Origin of the sequence: Caballeronia sp. LjRoot31, from assembly GCF_964253885.1 — a bacterium.
Taxonomy (GTDB): domain Bacteria; phylum Pseudomonadota; class Gammaproteobacteria; order Burkholderiales; family Burkholderiaceae; genus Caballeronia.
The window spans coordinates 1,407,885-1,423,448 of the sequence record NZ_CAXURX020000002.1 but is presented as its reverse complement, the minus strand read 5'-3'; the positions used below and the strand labels follow the sequence as shown (position 1 = coordinate 1,423,448).

The following is a 15,564-nucleotide window of genomic DNA, read 5'->3' as shown; positions in this document are numbered from 1 at the left end:
CATCATCGCGATATTCAGCAATGCGGGGGAATACCAACGCATCGCTGGCGATTGACTGAGATTAACGGCGTTGCGCTTTGGTGCTGCGCTTCTATATCGAGTCTCGATTCAAAGACGAGCGTGGTCGCGTCGGACGCGGATTGATTCAATGCCCGGAGACGGCTGTGCTGGCGCGAGTTCCTTAGCGAGTTCTTTAGCCAAGGATATGAACGCCAAGGTTCTCGCTAGCCGCTAAGCTGCGTTGCCGTGGAGGCATAGACCAAGCGTCGCTTCGCCAAGAGCGCGCTTAGCGTAAAGCTCTTTTGTGACAGCGCAATGGTCGCTTGAGCGGTAGCGAGAAGCGAATGGGCGAGGGCAGGCATTGCCATTCCGGCACTGCGCTCAAACTGCGCGACCTTCGCGATGACGCCGCTAACCTAAGGACTTCCGCGCTTGTCAGATCATGCCTGTGCGAGCATCATCTAGCCTGAATTTGTCCAGGTACTGGACCGTGCGGGGCAGTAGGGCGAGTGGCCCTATCAACTGCTTGCAGGAACGGGCCAGTTTGAGTTTTCTCGCCTTGATGAAGTGAGCGCAAACAGCCTTGCTCGGCTTGGCGATATCGACAGGAGATAATCAAATGGGTGTTTCAATCTCGCGACGGGCTCTCATGGTTCTCGTCGGCGCCATGTGTGCAGGGGCAATGACGTTTGCACAGGCAGCGCCGGTCTCATTTACCGTGCCGCTCACCGGCGCGCAGCAAGTGCCGCCTGTCCAGACCTCGGGTACCGGCAGCGCCAACATCTCTTACGATCCCGATACGCGGGTCGTCACGTGGGCCATCACCTTTAGCGGCCTGTCCGGCGACGCCACCATGGCGCATTTCCATGGTCCCGCCGCGTCCGGCAAGAACGCGCCCGTGAAAGTCTGGCTGTCCGAGAAAGGGGCCGCTGTCACTAGCCCTGTCAACGGCACTGCCACGCTGTCCCCGGCGGACGCACAAGAGTTCGTTGCGGGTCAGATGTACATCAATGTGCATACCAAGGATCATCCCGCCGGCGAAATCCGCGGTCAGGTGTTACCGCCCAAGGCAAACTGAGCTCGGCCTGCATCGCGCTTAGAGATACATCGCGAGAAGCGTTGTTGCCACGGCGCTGACAATCAGCAAAAGCAGCGCCAGCATGGCTGATGCCGGCCGTGGCGGGTTGATGCGCGCGGGCAGAAGCTTGCGTCCGGTAAGCATGGGGCGCAGCAGGTTGTGGCCCTTGGCTATCGCGTATAACGCGATAGCCAGCAGGTGCAGGGCCACGGCCGCCAGCAAAGCGTCCCAGAGGATTGTGTGCAGCGCCGTGATGGCGTTGGCGGCCCACGCGGGAACCCATTGGGTCAAAGGCCCGTCGTCCGCCACATCGTTGTTGACGTAAAGCCCGCTCAGTGTCTCGCCCAGCAGCAAGGCCAGCAGCAGCAGGACCATCCACCCGCCGGCGGGGTTATGGCCCACCTGCAGGTCGGCTTCGCGGTGGAATACGTGGCGCAGATGGCGCCACGCGGCGGCGGGTGCGCGCAGAAAGCCATGAAACCGCGCGGTCTCGCTGCCGAAGAAACCCCATAGCAAGCGGAACAGCACCAGCGCCAGCAGCGCCTCGCCAATCCGGACGTGCCAGTCCATCCAGTTCAGCTTCGCGGTCGCATAGGCGGCCGCCACCAGCACGACGACCAGCCAGTGAAACAACCTCGTTGGCACGTCCCAGACAAGCACCGGGCGAGTTGCTTGCTTCTGCGAGTTGACGGGTTCATCAGCGTCCATATTGACTGTGTTGGTTACGGTCGCAATGAACGCAGCGGCAGATCAAACCGAACGCCACTCAACGCAGCGCGCCGTCGGTTTCATGTGCGGCGCCGCTTGCCACGCGCGGTTGCGTAAGCGCACTGACGACCACGAACACGATGATATTCAACGCCAGCGCGAGGAAACCGATATTGATGTCCTTCGCCGCGTCGGGGAGGAACGGAAACATCTGTCCGATGCCCAGATGCATCGTCGTGGTCACCACGACAACGGCCACGCCTGCGATGATCCCGCCCATTGCACCCTGTTTCGTCGCACGGCTTCGATGCATCAGGCTGGCGATCAAGGCGGGAAACAGTTGGGTCACGAAGCTATAGCCCATCAGCAGCAGCGAGACGATCGTGTTGCCGCCCTGCAGCGTGAACCAGATGGCGACGAGGGCCACGACAGGCACGAGCCAGCGTGCAAGCCGGCCGACAAACGCATCGGATGCCTGACGGTTCATCGCGCCTCGATATACGTCGTTTGCAAGCAGGGTCGCCGCCGAGGTAAGGATCATCGAACCGGGAACGAGCGCCGTCAGCACGCCGGCGGCGCCGATCACACCGACGATCCAGGGATCGAAACTCTGGATGGACAGACGGAACAACGACAGGTCGATGTCACCGCCTTTCAGGCCCGGCACCTTGAGCGTGGCCGCGAATCCCACGAAGAACACGAACAGCAGGATCAATTGATAGACAGGCAGGATGATCGCGTTGCGCCGGAAGATCCGTTCATCGCGAGCCGTATATACAGAACCAAATGTATGCGGCCACATGAAGAAGCCAAGCGCCGTCAGCAGCACCGTGGACTGGAACCACGCCACGCTCGATCCCTTCGCCGGGAAGGTGAGGAAGCCGGGTTTCGCGGCATCGATCGCATGGAACATCGGGCCGATGCCGCCGTAAAGGTGATAGGGCAGGTAGATGCCCAGCACCAGCACGACGCTCAGGATCAGGACGTCCTTCACGACAGAATTCCACGCCGAGCCCCGTACGCCCGACAGGATGACGTAAGCGGTGACGACAAGCGCGCCGATCCAGACGGCGACGGTCGGCGATATCACGCCATACGATGTCGTCGCCACGATGATGCCAAGGCCCTTGAGCTGCAGTACGAGATAGGGGATCAGCGCGACCACGCCGACCACCGCGACCAGCACGCCGAGCGCGGGGCTGTCGTATTTGCGCGCGAAGTAATGGGGTTGGGAGACGAGCCGATGTTTTTTCGCGTAGCGCCAGATCGGCGGCAGCATCCAGTACGAGAGGATGTAGGCGAGGGTTCCGTAAGCGAGAATGTAGTAGACCGGCGCGCCCTTGCCATAGGCGAAGCCGCTGCCGCCCAGGAAAGTGAAGGTTGTGTAGATTTCTCCGGCCATCAGGAGGAATACGAACGCCGTGCCGAAGCTGCGGCCGCCGACAGTCCATTGCTCGAGATTCATGTCGTGACCGCGCCGTGCACGCACGCCCAGATAGAGCGCCAGCACGGTCACCGCAATGATGATGAGTAGGGCGCTGCTCATGAGCGGGCCTCCCCGGCTTCGTTGACGGCGTGGCGGTTGGCCGGATCCAGCCGATAGATGATCCCCATGATGATCGCGCTCAACACGATCCAGATCACGATCCACGCGAGCACGAACGGCATGCCGAGGATGAGCGGATCAACCTGATTGACGAATGGAATGCCGATGAGAATGCCGATGAACGGCAGCGCCGCCATAATTCGAAAAAGCATGACGAATACCCCCTAAGCTGCGTAGCCTTTGTCGCGGACCTGCTTTTGTCTCGCTGACTCTATGCTTTATTCGTTGATTCGGCAAAGTCGGTCAAAAAAACGCCCACGCGCCAGTCGGCCTTGGGCACCATTCTTGACGCCTCATTCGATCTTGCACCAACTTTGTGATTTGTCCGTTTCCCTCAAGAACGATGGCCGGATGCCGTAATGTTCTTGTGGGAATGGCATGCAGCCGCTGTGAATCAGCGTCGGTATCGTCCCACGAGATTATTTTCGCCGGCACTGGCCACTCCAGGACAAACGAAGAAGTGCAGGCGGACCGCCATGAAAATCAAAACTCTCACGACCATTGCCACGGCCACGCTGAGCGTTCTGTTGCTGCTGCTTCTATTTATCCTGTACCAGATCCTCGACGTCGAGCACGACACAATCCGCGGCCAGGAAAGGCGATTCGAGTCGTTCAAGCTGGCGGATGAATTGCGGCAAAGCTCCGACGACCTGACGCGCATGGCAAGCACGTATATTTCAACGGGAAACCGGCTCTACGAAAGTCAGTACTTCGAGATCCTCGATATCCGCAATGGGAAAAGACCCCGGCCGGCCGACTACACCAGCACTTATTGGTGGCTGCCTCATGACCCGCACCTTCCGGGAGCACGAGCGGTGCCGCTCAAGGAACTCATGCGCCGCGCCGGTTTCACCGCACACGAATTCGATTTGCTTCAACAATCCCAGTCGCGCTCGGACAAACTCGTCAACATGGAGAAAGAGGCCTTCGCAGCCATGGAGGGTCAGTTCATGGATTCCGCCGGCAACCTGACGATCAGGCGGACGCCAGATCCGGGCTATGCGCGTTCGCTCCTTTATGGCGAGTCGTACCAGGTCGAAAAGGCGAGCATCATGGCGCCAATCCAGACTTTTCTGGCCGCTGTGGACGCGCGTACCGCCAACGCACTGCAAAACCTGGAGCGACGTCAGCTGATGTATGTACGCCTGGCGCTTTTTGTCGTGAGCGCTGCTGTTATTGGCATGGTTTCATTCGGATTTTATATTCGCAGGCGAATCGTCAATCCGGTCTATCAACTGGTCGGGAATATGGAACATGTCACCACGGGCAAATACGGCGTGCGCAACCGGGAGACAGGTAATGACGAGCTGTCCATACTGGCAAGGGGATTCAATGGCATGGCCGCAGCAGTCGAGCGCCACACGGCGACGCTGGCGGCGGCCAACCTTGAGATGGCGGCGACTCACAAGAAAATCGCTGACTCCATCGATTATGCAGGCCTGATACAGACTGCCGTTTTGCCGCATCGGCAGCTCGCCCGCTTTTTTGGTGCGAACTATTTCGTGCTCTGGAAACCGCGCGATGTAGTGGGGGGTGACTTTTATGTTTTCCATCAGGATGGTGATAATTTCCTGATAGGGGTCGTGGATTGCGCGGGTCATGGCGTACCCGGCGCACTCATGACGATGCTGGCTCACGCCGCGATCAGTCACGCCATTGCGGAAGTGGGGCTGCATGATCCGGCCGCCATCCTGGGCCGTACCGATACGGCGCTGCGCGCCATGTTGAGCGCTTCACATCTCGACAGCGCGCTGGCAACGCATGCGGACGCCGCGCTCATCTATGTCGATCGTGCGGCGGGGCATATGGCCTTTTCGGGTGCAAAAATGTCGCTCTATATCTGCGATGACGGCCGGGTCGAAGAGATCAAGGGAGCCCGGCGTCCACTGGCTCACAAGCGCATGGGTGAGTTCGCCAATACAGGGCTTTCGCTCAAGGCGGGGCGTACTTACTATCTCGTGACCGATGGTTATCTGGACCAGGCTGGCGGGGTCGACGGTTTTTGCTTTGGCAACGAACGCTTCAAGCAGGCGCTGGTGGCCCATGCGGACCTTCCCCTGACAGAGCAACCCGATGCGTTCGCCGATACCCTTGCCCGCTACCAGGGCAACCAGTCGCAACGCGACGACATAACCATAGTGTCGTTCCGTCCAATATGACTACATCCACCTACGCCGGGGCCTCCATGTACTCCCCAGATCTTTACGCGTTGCGCGAGAACTTTGATCGTGAGCGCATCATGCTGTGCTTCAACGGGCCGATTTCACGCAGCCTGATCGAGGAGATCGGCAATGCGTTGAAGAACTACCTGGCGGCGGACCAGGCGCTCCCGGCTGCGGCCATGGATGTTTTCGCAGCTTATATTGAAATGACCCAGAATATCCGGCACTACGTGGCACGCCACGGCTACGCAGAGGCGGAAACCGCCGCCACCGTGGTGATCTCGCGCGACGAGAGCGGCCGCTATATTGTCTCGGCGGGCAATCTGGTCGAGGTGGGCGACGGACACGCAGTGATGAGCCGTATCAACGCGCTTGCCACGCTGGATAAAGCCGCACTGAAAGCTGTTTACAAGGAACAACTGCGCAAGCCGAGAGACCCGGCGCTTACTGGCGGGGCCGGTCTGGGCTTATTGGAAATCGCAAGAAAGGCTAGCGAGCCGCTCCAGGCTGCTCTGATTGAGCATGGCGACGATCGCGCGTTCTTTAGCCTGCGCGCGGTAATCTGAATACTATCGGGCACCGAATCGTGAAGAATATCAATGTTCCCGCAAGCCAGTCCACTCCGGCCATACAGGCCGACTGGCAGGCAGGCGTACTGAAGATGCAAGGGGATTCTTATCCGGAGAATGCGTTCGAGCTATTCGGCGAAATCATCCAGTGGGTCGAGGATTACCTGGCCCATTCTGCCGACTCGCTTCGCCTGGAATTGCAACTGCTCTATCTCAACACCAGCAGCATCAAGGCGATGATGGACATCTTCGACCTGCTGGAAGACGCGCACGTGAAAGGAAGCGCTGTCTCGGTCAAATGGCACTATGACAAGCGCAACGAACGGCTTGCCGAACTGGCAGAGGAGTTCAAGGAAGACTGCACTTTCCCGTTCCTGATCGTTAGTCATGAATAAGACGGACGGCGTGATCAAACGTCATCATCTTGCGTTGGAGGAGCGGGTCCAGTCGCTCCTGGCGAAGTCTGCCGATACGCCGTCCGACCTGAGCGAAATGCTCGCGCAACTCTGGCAGCACTACGGCGAGCAGCTTACTCGGCTCGAGCGGATCACAAGGGTGTCGGACGCTTATCAAAGCGTGGCACGGGAACAGGACAACGGACTCGTCGCGCGTTTTGAAAAGCAACTGCGCCAATTGCAAAAGGTCGCCCGGATTTCCGACCGGTATCAGCAAATGATGGTCGAGCTGAATCTGGCGCTGAAAGAGGCGTCCACGCACGATCCACTCACGGGCCTGCCGAACCGGCGGCTGTTAATGGAAAGGCTCAAGGGAGAAGTCGAGCGCGCTAACCGGCATCGTGAGCCGTTCGTGCTGGCCATCGTCGATGTGGACCATTTCAAGCAAGTCAATGATACGTACGGCCATGAAGCCGGTGACGCCGTACTGCAAGAGGTCGCTCACTTCATGAAGAGCCAGATGCGCGAGTACGACGTGTGCGGCCGGTGGGGAGGAGAGGAGTTCCTGGTGTTGCTGCCAAAATCTACGCAAGACAGTGCGTTGGGCGTGATCGGCAGAATCTGCCAAGGGATTCCAGATCATTCCATGAACGTCGAGGGACGGGCTGTTTCCATCACCGTTAGCATCGGGGTAGCCGAACATCGCGCCGGGGAGGAATGGGAGGACACACTCCAGCGTGCGGATGCCCTTTTGCTAAAGGCCAAACGCGAAGGGCGTAATCGGGCTCTGTCGCAATAAGAAAATTTCGTTCGTCGCATCAGGCGTAAGTCACTCAGGCTTGATACCCGTGCCTGCCAGGCTACCCGTCGGGCTAACCGCTTCCGTGACATCGATCATCGCCGCATCAGCCAGCAACCTCGATAGCGTCGATCGGCACGCTTCGAACGTCATGGCATAGTTCGTAAGCGATGTCGGGTTTGAATTCAGATTGACCCATACATAGATAGGGCTGCGGTTCCGGCCGGGCAGTTGCGGTCATACGTCCGGCGCGTCTTTGAAGGCATTTGACCGTCGCTTATCGCTTGAACAGCAGGCCTGCGCGAATGCCCGCTTCTACAGCAGGACGGACGACCTGGGAGTTCTCTGGATATCGCCCGCCTATTCCTGTTCGTCAGGTCTGCCATTGCTGGATTGGTCTGATGAAATCCGCGATCAGTCGTTTATCATGATTGGCTCATATCGTTTGCAGGACCATCGGTAAGTATGATGAACACCCGAAATATTTTGATGATTATTGGAGGGCTCCTGGTCGGTGCAGCAGGGACCACGTACCTGATGTTCCTTCAGGCAGACCACCGTGCAATGGCAGAAGCCACGGCCGCCATGGATGAATCCGCACGCACTCCTGTCGTCGATTCGCTCGCCAGCGATCACGTGACAGAAGGCAGCATCGGCCAGTCGAAGCCATCCGGCGCAATCACGCAAAGCACAGCCATCGCGCAGCCGCCGGTGGTTCCCGCTCCGGCAGTAGCACCCGTGCCTAAGACGGCCGTGCTCCCATCCAGTCCGGCCGCCGCACAAGTCACCGGGCAACCGAGACCGGAGGCACAACCGAAGAAGGCGCCGTCGACGGTAGTCGCGTCGGTGAACGTGCAGGACTCAGGTGCGCCGAAGGTGGTCTCGGCGCAGCGCGGCCAGCATGGACGAGACGGTCTGAATCGTCACGCTATGACGACTCAAGGCGCGACACCGGAAACGGATGAACTGGTCCGGGAATCGGCGAAGCTCGATCCATCGTTGCCTCCGCCGGATATGTCCGCCGCTCGCGCCGCCATGGACCAACGCGGCTCGAAGCCAGGCACGGGCTCAAACCCGGTCGCGGCCGCGATGACGGATCAGTTTGTCAGGAATTCGGCCAGGCTCGACCCTTCGCTGCCGCCGCCCAAGTAACCCACTTCTCCGGCAGCACGTGCGACTGCACCGCGCTGCAGTGCCTGGCGCCAACACTTTCATTCAGAGATGTCGCGCGTCCTCATTGCGACACTCACAATTTTAGAAACGCGCCTGGATCATATGGAAACCGGTGCGCGACTGTCGGTAAACGGAATTACTTAGACTGGCACGCAGTTATCTAGACACGAAAGTACTGAATTGATTGGATTTCCCGGAATTGGTCGTCGTCGCAGAAGTTTCTGCGTGCGGCTGGCCGAGGCGCGGGCGTAGAAGGCCTCAGTCGGCTGACTGCCGACCAGGCGAGGACCACGCAGAAAGCGGTGGTTCGAGATAATGAGAGGCGCTTGACGACCCGGAGCGGCCTTTCAACGTTCTCGGTAGCGGACGGTCGCGACCGATTGGTGCGCGAAGCGTCAATACGAAATTCGAATTGGAACTCCCGCTGAACGATGTGCGCAAGTTCGGAAATTGCGTCGTTATCGCACGCCGTCTAGGTGTATCACGAACCTTTCCGTGCGGGAACCATAGTGCTTCGTGACTTCGGCGTCGGTCATCAATTTGGATGACTTCAGGACTGGACCCGTCAACTCATAGAGTCGATCGGGATCGGGGCCGTACATATACAAATAGCCATCATTGCCGTCAACATGAAACTCCGTCTCACCAAGTTCGCCAGCACCCGCACGCTTTATCGCGCTTTCTAGCCGATGTTCCAGAACGCGAATTTGCGGCCGGTCCCTAGGGTAGTAATCGAAATGAACCATCATTGCCGGTCCCGGTGGCCTCTGCGACTGCTCCGAAGCTGCTGTGCCGCCCGCGAACAAAGCGATGCAGAGAAACGTGGTGAAGGCTCTTATTAACATGGGTACGATATCGCTGGCGAAATGGCGATCAATTGTCGACGACGTAGTCAGTGCCGTCGAGCGTCCTTTCATGGCGGCTTGCGCCTGATACTTGTTGGTGGGGCCCGGCGTACATCAGCCCTTCGGCTTCCTCCATAGCCGCCACTCGCAGCCGACTACTTTTGTAGTCGTTAGAATAGTCTCACAACCCAAAAGCGAGATGAGCGAATGTTGAATGGCAAGACGATTTCAATAATCGCTGCGATGGCGAAAAATCGAGTGATCGGTGCGGCCAACGACATTCCATGGAAGGTGCCCGACATCACGACCTGGCGGCTGCCGTCAAATCCATAAGCCTCACCTGGGGAAGGATAACTGTCTGCGTGAAGTGACTAGCTACCTTATAGCTCGTAAGGGTAAGCGGCCGGGTACCGGCACCGTTCGCCGCAGGGAGTGTCACCACCAACTGGCCGGGGTCAGTCAGAGCCTTCGTATTGAGGCCCCACTGCTTAAATGTTGTCGAACATCGTGTTTGCGGCGCGCCGATCGAAGCACCGGCGAGATCGAGCACCGTTGCTGAAATGCAATTTGAACTATCCGTGGCCGGGAAACAATAGAGTTCGACGAACCGGTCATCGCTGGGATTGAGCCGCGTTTCGCATACGCCGAAACCGGCAACCTTCTGCCGGGCGCCCAAAGGCAGCGGGGCTTTAATAACCCCTGCTGGGGCGTAGGAGCTCAGTTGATAGGTCAGAGACAACCGCCCCGGCGTATCCTTGAATTTCGCGTATACGTCCGGCGGCAGATTGACCGCTTGATAGTTCGACTTGTGGCCATTGCTTGCGCTGTCGAAGGTATCACCCAGGACGTTGCTGACCTGGTTGCGCAGGTAGCGCGGCACGAGCGATACGGCGCCGCGATATAACGGCTTGCCGTCGCCGCTCACGATACTTAGGTCGACGTAATTGATAGTGACTATACGGTCCGGGTCGACCACCACCTTAAGCGGAACGTAGATCACGGGGACCATGTACTGCGGGGCCTTGCCGATCACTTTCGCCTTGGACTGGTCATCGAACGACAGGCGGATCGGGCCGGCCGCCGCCACTTTGCCATCATCAATGACGCGTTGAATCTGATAGCCGGTTGTTCTCGGCGTGAACGTCACCGCGAGCGCACAAATCGCCGCCACGGCGAAGACCCCACGCGAAGTTGCCGTGTTTCGGCGGCCGTATTGTAGGCCGAGAACGAGTGCGGCCGCAAAGACAAGGATAGCCTTGAGCACCAGTTGGAAAGGCCAGTTGTCGAGGTCAGCCGTCTGGTAATTGATCGTTAAGATGCCAGCAGTCCATGTTAGAACGATGGCGAAAACGATGCCTGCGGCCTGATGCCAGCTAGCCGTGATCGTGCCGACGGCTAATGCGGGCAGACCGACGCCGATGAATGTGACGAGAGCTGTATAGGTCGCCGCGCCCATCGCCGGCAGCACATCTAGCCCATGCATCAGGCCGACGCCAAGGTCGAAAACGAAGGTCGGCATTAGGGTCACGAGCGCGGCGAAACCAAGTTTATCTAGCGCGAGGTCGCTTCGACGGATCGGCCGGATCAGCCAGTCGTCATTGTTCGACACAACGGGGTCACTATGTACAACCACAATGATTGCGAAGCCCGCCGCTCCAGCGAACGCCAGATCGATGAACGCGTGCAACACCGCCAATTGCGGTTGCCAGGAGAACATCCCCAGTTGCAGGATCGTCCAGGTCGCCGCGACTTTCAGAGCCATTACTACTGCTACGTACGGCCAATGCAGTTTCAGATCTTTTTTCAAAATATGCAGCCACATATCACCCCCCCTTCATTTGTTCGGCCCGCGCAAACGCGGTGAATATCGACCTTAAGTCCATTGGCTCGGCCTGAACGAATTTGACGTCACCGAATGCGGCGGCGATTTCAGATGCCAGCCGGTCTTCAGTGAACGCCGTATGCACAAAACTCAGGACATTGCCCGAGGTGCCGGGATCGATCCACGCTCCGGGCCAGGTACCGGGAGGACGGACCGTTGATTGCAACGTGACGCGAATCGAGCGGACGCGCGCGTTCAAGACCTCGATCGAATTTTCGAACAACAGGCGGCCCTGGTTGAGAAAACCGACGTCGCTAACGAAACCCTCGATTTCGTTCAGGTCGTGCGATGAGATGAAGATCGTGAGGCCTTCGGCATGGCTCAGCACGCTTTCGATCAGGTCGTCGCGCACCAGCGAGTCCAGGCCGTTGAACGGCTCATCGAGCACTAGCAACTTTGGTTTGAAGGCCAGGGCGGCAACAAGCGCGACCTTGATACGCATACCATGTGAAAGGGCGCGGATTTTACGCTCCATCGGCAGCTTGAACCGCCTCAACATGGCCTTTTCGAGCGCTTCGTCCCAGTTCGAATAGAACGGTCTCAGGTAATTAAGATAAGCACCCACGGTCATTTGCCCTGGAAGCACCTGGCTCTCCGAGACGTAGCCGATCTGGCTAAGGTGGCAGCTTGTGAGTTCACGTGATGGCGTCCCCATCAAGGTGAGATCACCCCGCGTCGGCGTCAAGATGTTCATCATCATCTTAATCGTGGTCGTTTTGCCGGCGCCATTGGCTCCAATCAACGCATAGACGCTCCCCTCCGCGACCGAAAAACTCAGACCGCTGAGCGCCTCGTCCCGGCCGAAGCGCTTCTCGATATTCCGGGCCTCAATGATCATTTTGTATTCCCCTCGCTATATCGATCCGGTTCCAACGCTCAATGATGGCGTCGAGCAATTCCGCCTGCGTCAGGCCGACGCGACGCGCGCCAACCACCAGTGCCTCGACTTCGTGCCCCAGCAACTGCGCCTTTTCGCCCGGACGCGCCTGGGGCGGCTCACAAACGATCGTCCCAATCCCCGGCCGCGCCTCCAGCCAACCTTCGTGGATCAGGTGCTGGATGATCTTGTGGGCCGTGTTTGGGTGAATTTTCAGATCCGCGGCCAGCGCCCTGACCGACGGAAACTCCTGCCCAGGCAGGTACTCGCCGCTGATGAAGGCGCGCTTGGCGGCAAAGACCACGGCGTCGAATATCGACTGACCCGATTGCGGTTTGTAATCGAATAGTGTCATATTCATAATGTGACACATGGTACGCCAAGGCGTCAACGGGCATTCATCTTTGTCAGGGATGTCGTTTTTGGTCTGCTCACAGCGGGCGAGGAGGCGGTCGTGTCTGCTGGCGCCCACGATCAATGTTTCCGACCGATCAGAAGGATGCTTGATCATCCTGCGCATAGCATCGAATCGCACGCGCATCAGATAAGCCAGGTTCTTTTCAGAAGCTAAAACCGGTCGGAGATTGTTCACGATCTTCATCGCGGCGTCGAAGGTCCGCTTGGCCGGGAATTACCGGATAGCGGTCCGCGTCCCGCGTCCCCTGAAGCATTGCTGACGCTCCAGGTGGACTACGCAGTCGTGGCCGTGACGATCGGTTGGTAGTAACCACTGATAGCAGGCGAAAGAACCCGTACGTCATCGAATCCGACCTGCGAGGCAAGAGACGCGACTTCGTCAGGTGTGATAGCCCGATAATGGCCAACGAAATGGCTCGACTGCCAGTCGAGGCTACTCGTTTGTCGAGTGATATATAAGTGAACTGAATAACGACGCTCATCGTGCCAGTCCCATACCTGATGCACGATGCGGCGAAGGCCGTTGTCCACGAACATGGCTGGTCCTATCATGCTTGGGCGTTGAATCAGCAACTCGCCATAGTCCCTTAAGCTAATAAACGTCTTTCCGCCCGTTCGTAGACTCCTTCGCATTGCGGTGAGCGCCTTGGCCACATCCTCGTCGCTATCCAGGTGCGGAATGGCGTTATCGAAAGCGACAACCGCGCCGTACCGTTGCGATTCACACGTCGCAAGCAGCCTCATGTCATCGACCCGGAACTTCACATCAAGCTTTCGCTGGGACGCCTCACGCGAGGCTCGGTCGACTGCCGCCTTCGATATGTCCGTACCTTCCACATCGTAGCCCGCGCGCGCAAGGCCTAACGCCTGAGTGCCAATCCCGCACGCGCAATCAAGAACGGTCCCAAGGACTGCTGGCGTAGGCATAAGTCGCGTCAGGATCGCTCGCTGACGCTCGATTGCCCGTTCCCAATCATCGAAAATCATGTGATAAGAGGACGCCATGTCATCGTAGAAACTTTCTGCGGATAGGCTCATGAGAAACCTGTGAAGGAAACCGTAATCTTGTGCGCGGCCAGTCAGTTAGTTTATGGCGCCTACGGATTTGTGCAGTGAATTCGTCGCGGCGTCGAACGTCTGAAATTGGCGGCACGCAGCCTTTCACAACCGGCGTACGACGGGCCAATCCTACCCTCCGGCCAGTCCACCAAATTTGCGTCACAATCCGACAAGTCCAATCTATTCGGTTCCGCGTCATCTGGCGCGTGACCGAATTCGTTGGCAAGTCTTTGATTTGCAATGGCACTCAGTCTAGCTAATTCCGTTTCCCCGCACTACCTGCTGCTGCGCTCCGCACGCAGTGGCTCGGTATCTTATGCAGGGCTCCTTAGCGAAGTGCCGCCGCCACCGCCTCGTCAATCTGCAGCGCGAAGCGCGCTTCAACATTGGGCACCGTGTAGCCAATTGACAGTTCCAGATACGCGTCGCCTAGCACCAACTGAACGAATGTCGCTGCCCGCAATGCAGCAGTCGATTCGTCAAATCGCTTTCGCAAAATTTTTGCGGCGAAGGCACGCACGACCTTTGCACCATTTTCGTAAAACACCTGGCCAAGTTCCGGAAGACGCTCGGCTTCGGCAACGATGGCGCGGTAAAGCCGCAGATTGTCCAGCGTAATAAGGCTTCGTGCCAGCACCGATCCCAACTCGCGCAACTCGACTTCGGGTGATCCATCGGATTGCTCGTCCTGAGCGCCGGCAAGAAATCCACCCACCTGAGCGCACATCGAGCTCACCAGATCAACGAAGAGCGCCTCCTTCGACTTGAAGTGGCGGTAGACCGTCTGTTTGCCGACGCCGGCGGCCGCGGCGACATCGTCCATCGTTGCAAGGCCGAAACCCTGGCTTAGAAAGACGGTTTTCGCGCCGTCGAGGATGGCGGACCGCTTACGGCGTTGCAGCGGGCTCAGGTCGGGGAGAGAGGTCGTGTTCATGTCAGATAAATAACAGATCATCGAGTAGTTGACAAGACTGGGTAGTCTCGTTTAGATTTGTCGAAACGAGACCGATGAGTCTCGTTCGTGTGACTTATCAACTTCGCAGGCAATCATCGAGGAGAACGCTATGGAACTATTTATTACAGGTGGTACGGGCTACATCGGGCAAGCGGTCGCGCGCAAAGCAATCAGCCTCGGGCATCAAGTGACGACGCTGGTGCGCGAGGAGAACTCGCCGGCCGCCAGCGCGCTGGCACGTCTCGGCGTGAAACTGCATGGCGGCGACTTGCGTGAGCCACAGTCTTTCGCGGCGACTGCCGGTGCCGCTGATGGCGTGGTGCACATGGCGTCGACCAACGATGCTGCCGCTGCCGCTGCCGCTGCTGATGAGGCCGCAGTTGTAGCAATGCTTTCGCATTTGCATCCGGGCGCGGCGTTTGTCTACACGTCGGGCACCTGGGTCTACGGCAATACGGAGGGAGAGGCCGCGACTGAAGCATCGGCGTTGAACCCGACACGACTTGTCGCCTGGCGGCCCGCGGTGGAGCAGCAGGTGCTGGCGCTGGCAGCACGCCGCTCGATCGCCGCGGTGATCCTCAGGCCGGCGATGGTGCACGGCTACGGTGGCGGCGTCTTCGGCATGCTTGCCGGTATGGTCCGTCAGATCGGCAGTGTGAGGATCGTCGGCGATGGTCGCAACCACTGGCCTGCCGTTCACGTCGATGATCTCGCCACGGCCTACCTGAGCGCGGTGGAGCGGGCGGCAAGTGGGGACGGTCGAGTCGCGGGACAGATCTTCAACGTGGTCGCGGAAGATGCCGTTGCCGTTGCCGAGATGGGTGAAGCGATTCGGGCCTCGGCCGGCGCCGATCGCGTCGAACCCTGGCCGCTCGACGATGCTCGCAAATCGCTTGGACCGTTCGCTGACGCACTGGCGCTCGACCAGACGGTAAGCGGCCAGCATGCCCGGCGAGTTCTTGCGTGGGAACCCCACGGCCCCGGCCTGATTGCGGACCTCTCAGTGCAGAAGCACTATCAGCCAGGCAACGGAGCATGA

General features: G+C 58.7%; 18 protein-coding genes. 8 read left to right on the top strand and 10 right to left on the bottom strand.

The window, feature by feature from the left end:
• Nucleotides 1-619 precede the first annotated feature (619 nt).
• Nucleotides 620-1,078, top strand: coding sequence for a CHRD domain-containing protein (locus ACSQ8V_RS24805; RefSeq protein ID WP_436207460.1), 459 nt, complete (start codon nucleotides 620-622; stop codon nucleotides 1,076-1,078).
• A gap of 18 nt (nucleotides 1,079-1,096) precedes the next feature.
• On the opposite strand, the gene ACSQ8V_RS24800 is transcribed toward ACSQ8V_RS24805, so the two are convergent.
• The 3 genes from ACSQ8V_RS24800 to ACSQ8V_RS24790 are packed head-to-tail and all read right to left on the bottom strand — an operon-like array spanning nucleotide 1,097 to nucleotide 3,544.
• Complete coding sequence (locus ACSQ8V_RS24800) at nucleotides 1,097-1,786, bottom strand: cytochrome b/b6 domain-containing protein (protein ID WP_436207459.1); 690 nt, start codon at nucleotides 1,784-1,786, stop codon at nucleotides 1,097-1,099.
• 58 nt (nucleotides 1,787-1,844) lie between these two features.
• Nucleotides 1,845-3,332 (bottom strand): sodium:solute symporter family protein, encoded by a 1,488-nt coding sequence (locus ACSQ8V_RS24795; RefSeq protein WP_213768851.1) that lies wholly within the window; start codon nucleotides 3,330-3,332, stop codon nucleotides 1,845-1,847.
• The gene (locus ACSQ8V_RS24790) at nucleotides 3,329-3,544 is read right to left on the bottom strand and encodes a DUF3311 domain-containing protein (RefSeq protein ID WP_213768850.1); all 216 of its coding nucleotides are present in this window, start codon (nucleotides 3,542-3,544) and stop codon (nucleotides 3,329-3,331) included. Before ACSQ8V_RS24790 ends, ACSQ8V_RS24795 begins: the two co-directional genes overlap by 4 nt.
• 324 nt (nucleotides 3,545-3,868) lie before the next feature.
• On the opposite strand from ACSQ8V_RS24790, the gene ACSQ8V_RS24785 reads away from it, so the two are divergent.
• From ACSQ8V_RS24785 to siaD, 4 genes are read left to right on the top strand one after another with little or no spacing between them, the layout of a single operon-like run.
• Nucleotides 3,869-5,551 (top strand): SpoIIE family protein phosphatase, encoded by a 1,683-nt coding sequence (locus ACSQ8V_RS24785; RefSeq protein WP_436207458.1) that lies wholly within the window; start codon nucleotides 3,869-3,871, stop codon nucleotides 5,549-5,551.
• Entirely contained in the window at nucleotides 5,548-6,120 is a 573-nt protein-coding gene (gene siaB / locus ACSQ8V_RS24780; RefSeq protein WP_436207457.1) for a biofilm regulation protein kinase SiaB, read from the top strand. Before ACSQ8V_RS24785 ends, siaB begins: the two co-directional genes overlap by 4 nt.
• Before the next feature lie 20 nt (nucleotides 6,121-6,140).
• Nucleotides 6,141-6,518, top strand: a complete 378-nt coding sequence (gene siaC / locus ACSQ8V_RS24775; RefSeq protein WP_213768848.1) for a biofilm regulation phosphoprotein SiaC — start codon at nucleotides 6,141-6,143, stop codon at nucleotides 6,516-6,518.
• The gene (siaD, locus tag ACSQ8V_RS24770; RefSeq protein ID WP_436184326.1) at nucleotides 6,511-7,317 is read left to right on the top strand and encodes a biofilm regulation diguanylate cyclase SiaD; all 807 of its coding nucleotides are present in this window, start codon (nucleotides 6,511-6,513) and stop codon (nucleotides 7,315-7,317) included. The genes siaC and siaD overlap by 8 nt, the downstream gene beginning before the upstream one ends.
• A gap of 30 nt (nucleotides 7,318-7,347) precedes the next feature.
• Here the strand turns inward: siaD and ACSQ8V_RS24765 are convergent, their stop codons facing one another.
• A complete protein-coding gene (locus ACSQ8V_RS24765; protein WP_436207456.1) occupies nucleotides 7,348-7,470 on the bottom strand; it encodes a hypothetical protein in 123 nt (40 codons plus the stop codon).
• 312 nt (nucleotides 7,471-7,782) lie between these two features.
• Between ACSQ8V_RS24765 and ACSQ8V_RS24760 the strand changes: the two genes are divergently transcribed.
• The gene (locus tag ACSQ8V_RS24760; RefSeq protein ID WP_436207455.1) at nucleotides 7,783-8,469 is read left to right on the top strand and encodes a hypothetical protein; all 687 of its coding nucleotides are present in this window, start codon (nucleotides 7,783-7,785) and stop codon (nucleotides 8,467-8,469) included.
• Between the two features lie 479 nt (nucleotides 8,470-8,948).
• On the opposite strand, the gene ACSQ8V_RS24755 is transcribed toward ACSQ8V_RS24760, so the two are convergent.
• A complete protein-coding gene (locus ACSQ8V_RS24755) occupies nucleotides 8,949-9,407 on the bottom strand; it encodes a hypothetical protein (protein ID WP_436207454.1) in 459 nt (152 codons plus the stop codon).
• Between the two features lie 135 nt (nucleotides 9,408-9,542).
• Between ACSQ8V_RS24755 and ACSQ8V_RS24750 the strand changes: the two genes are divergently transcribed.
• The gene (locus ACSQ8V_RS24750; protein ID WP_436207453.1) at nucleotides 9,543-9,668 is read left to right on the top strand and encodes a dihydrofolate reductase; all 126 of its coding nucleotides are present in this window, start codon (nucleotides 9,543-9,545) and stop codon (nucleotides 9,666-9,668) included.
• Here the strand turns inward: ACSQ8V_RS24750 and ACSQ8V_RS24745 are convergent.
• From ACSQ8V_RS24745 to ACSQ8V_RS24725, 5 genes are all read right to left on the bottom strand, one after another.
• Nucleotides 9,637-11,157, bottom strand: coding sequence for a hypothetical protein (locus ACSQ8V_RS24745; protein ID WP_436207452.1), 1,521 nt, complete (start codon nucleotides 11,155-11,157; stop codon nucleotides 9,637-9,639). The two genes, ACSQ8V_RS24750 and ACSQ8V_RS24745, sit on opposite strands and share 32 nt — an antisense overlap.
• 1 nt (nucleotide 11,158) lies before the next feature.
• On the bottom strand, nucleotides 11,159-12,055 hold the full coding sequence (locus ACSQ8V_RS24740; protein ID WP_213768844.1) for an ABC transporter ATP-binding protein: 897 nt from the start codon (nucleotides 12,053-12,055) through the stop codon (nucleotides 11,159-11,161).
• Nucleotides 12,045-12,695 carry a GntR family transcriptional regulator gene (locus ACSQ8V_RS24735; protein WP_213768843.1) on the bottom strand — a complete coding sequence of 217 codons (651 nt, stop codon included), beginning with the start codon at nucleotides 12,693-12,695 and terminating at the stop codon, nucleotides 12,045-12,047. The genes ACSQ8V_RS24740 and ACSQ8V_RS24735 overlap by 11 nt, the downstream gene beginning before the upstream one ends.
• Before the next feature lie 89 nt (nucleotides 12,696-12,784).
• The gene (locus ACSQ8V_RS24730; protein ID WP_436207451.1) at nucleotides 12,785-13,549 is read right to left on the bottom strand and encodes a class I SAM-dependent methyltransferase; all 765 of its coding nucleotides are present in this window, start codon (nucleotides 13,547-13,549) and stop codon (nucleotides 12,785-12,787) included.
• A 349-nt stretch (nucleotides 13,550-13,898) separates the two neighbouring features.
• Nucleotides 13,899-14,504 carry a TetR/AcrR family transcriptional regulator gene (locus ACSQ8V_RS24725; protein WP_436184320.1) on the bottom strand — a complete coding sequence of 202 codons (606 nt, stop codon included), beginning with the start codon at nucleotides 14,502-14,504 and terminating at the stop codon, nucleotides 13,899-13,901.
• A gap of 130 nt (nucleotides 14,505-14,634) precedes the next feature.
• Here ACSQ8V_RS24725 and ACSQ8V_RS24720 point away from each other — a divergent pair, with 130 nt between their 5' ends.
• The gene (locus ACSQ8V_RS24720) at nucleotides 14,635-15,564 is read left to right on the top strand and encodes an NAD-dependent epimerase/dehydratase family protein (protein ID WP_436207450.1); all 930 of its coding nucleotides are present in this window, start codon (nucleotides 14,635-14,637) and stop codon (nucleotides 15,562-15,564) included.

Coding starts and splice junctions, on each gene's coding strand:
- ACSQ8V_RS24805 (WP_436207460.1), top strand. CDS start 620: ATGGGTGTTTCAATCTCGCGACGGGCTCTCATGGTTCTCGTCGGCGCC.
- ACSQ8V_RS24800 (WP_436207459.1), bottom strand. CDS start 1,786: ATGGACGCTGATGAACCCGTCAACTCGCAGAAGCAAGCAACTCGCCCG.
- ACSQ8V_RS24795 (WP_213768851.1), bottom strand. CDS start 3,332: ATGAGCAGCGCCCTACTCATCATCATTGCGGTGACCGTGCTGGCGCTC.
- ACSQ8V_RS24790 (WP_213768850.1), bottom strand. CDS start 3,544: ATGCTTTTTCGAATTATGGCGGCGCTGCCGTTCATCGGCATTCTCATC.
- ACSQ8V_RS24785 (WP_436207458.1), top strand. CDS start 3,869: ATGAAAATCAAAACTCTCACGACCATTGCCACGGCCACGCTGAGCGTT.
- siaB (WP_436207457.1), top strand. CDS start 5,548: ATGACTACATCCACCTACGCCGGGGCCTCCATGTACTCCCCAGATCTT.
- siaD (WP_436184326.1), top strand. CDS start 6,511: ATGAATAAGACGGACGGCGTGATCAAACGTCATCATCTTGCGTTGGAG.
- ACSQ8V_RS24765 (WP_436207456.1), bottom strand. CDS start 7,470: ATGACGTTCGAAGCGTGCCGATCGACGCTATCGAGGTTGCTGGCTGAT.
- ACSQ8V_RS24760 (WP_436207455.1), top strand. CDS start 7,783: ATGATGAACACCCGAAATATTTTGATGATTATTGGAGGGCTCCTGGTC.
- ACSQ8V_RS24755 (WP_436207454.1), bottom strand. CDS start 9,407: ATGAAAGGACGCTCGACGGCACTGACTACGTCGTCGACAATTGATCGC.
- ACSQ8V_RS24750 (WP_436207453.1), top strand. CDS start 9,543: ATGTTGAATGGCAAGACGATTTCAATAATCGCTGCGATGGCGAAAAAT.
- ACSQ8V_RS24745 (WP_436207452.1), bottom strand. CDS start 11,157: ATGTGGCTGCATATTTTGAAAAAAGATCTGAAACTGCATTGGCCGTAC.
- ACSQ8V_RS24740 (WP_213768844.1), bottom strand. CDS start 12,055: ATGATCATTGAGGCCCGGAATATCGAGAAGCGCTTCGGCCGGGACGAG.
- ACSQ8V_RS24735 (WP_213768843.1), bottom strand. CDS start 12,695: ATGAAGATCGTGAACAATCTCCGACCGGTTTTAGCTTCTGAAAAGAAC.
- ACSQ8V_RS24730 (WP_436207451.1), bottom strand. CDS start 13,549: ATGAGCCTATCCGCAGAAAGTTTCTACGATGACATGGCGTCCTCTTAT.
- ACSQ8V_RS24725 (WP_436184320.1), bottom strand. CDS start 14,504: ATGAACACGACCTCTCTCCCCGACCTGAGCCCGCTGCAACGCCGTAAG.
- ACSQ8V_RS24720 (WP_436207450.1), top strand. CDS start 14,635: ATGGAACTATTTATTACAGGTGGTACGGGCTACATCGGGCAAGCGGTC.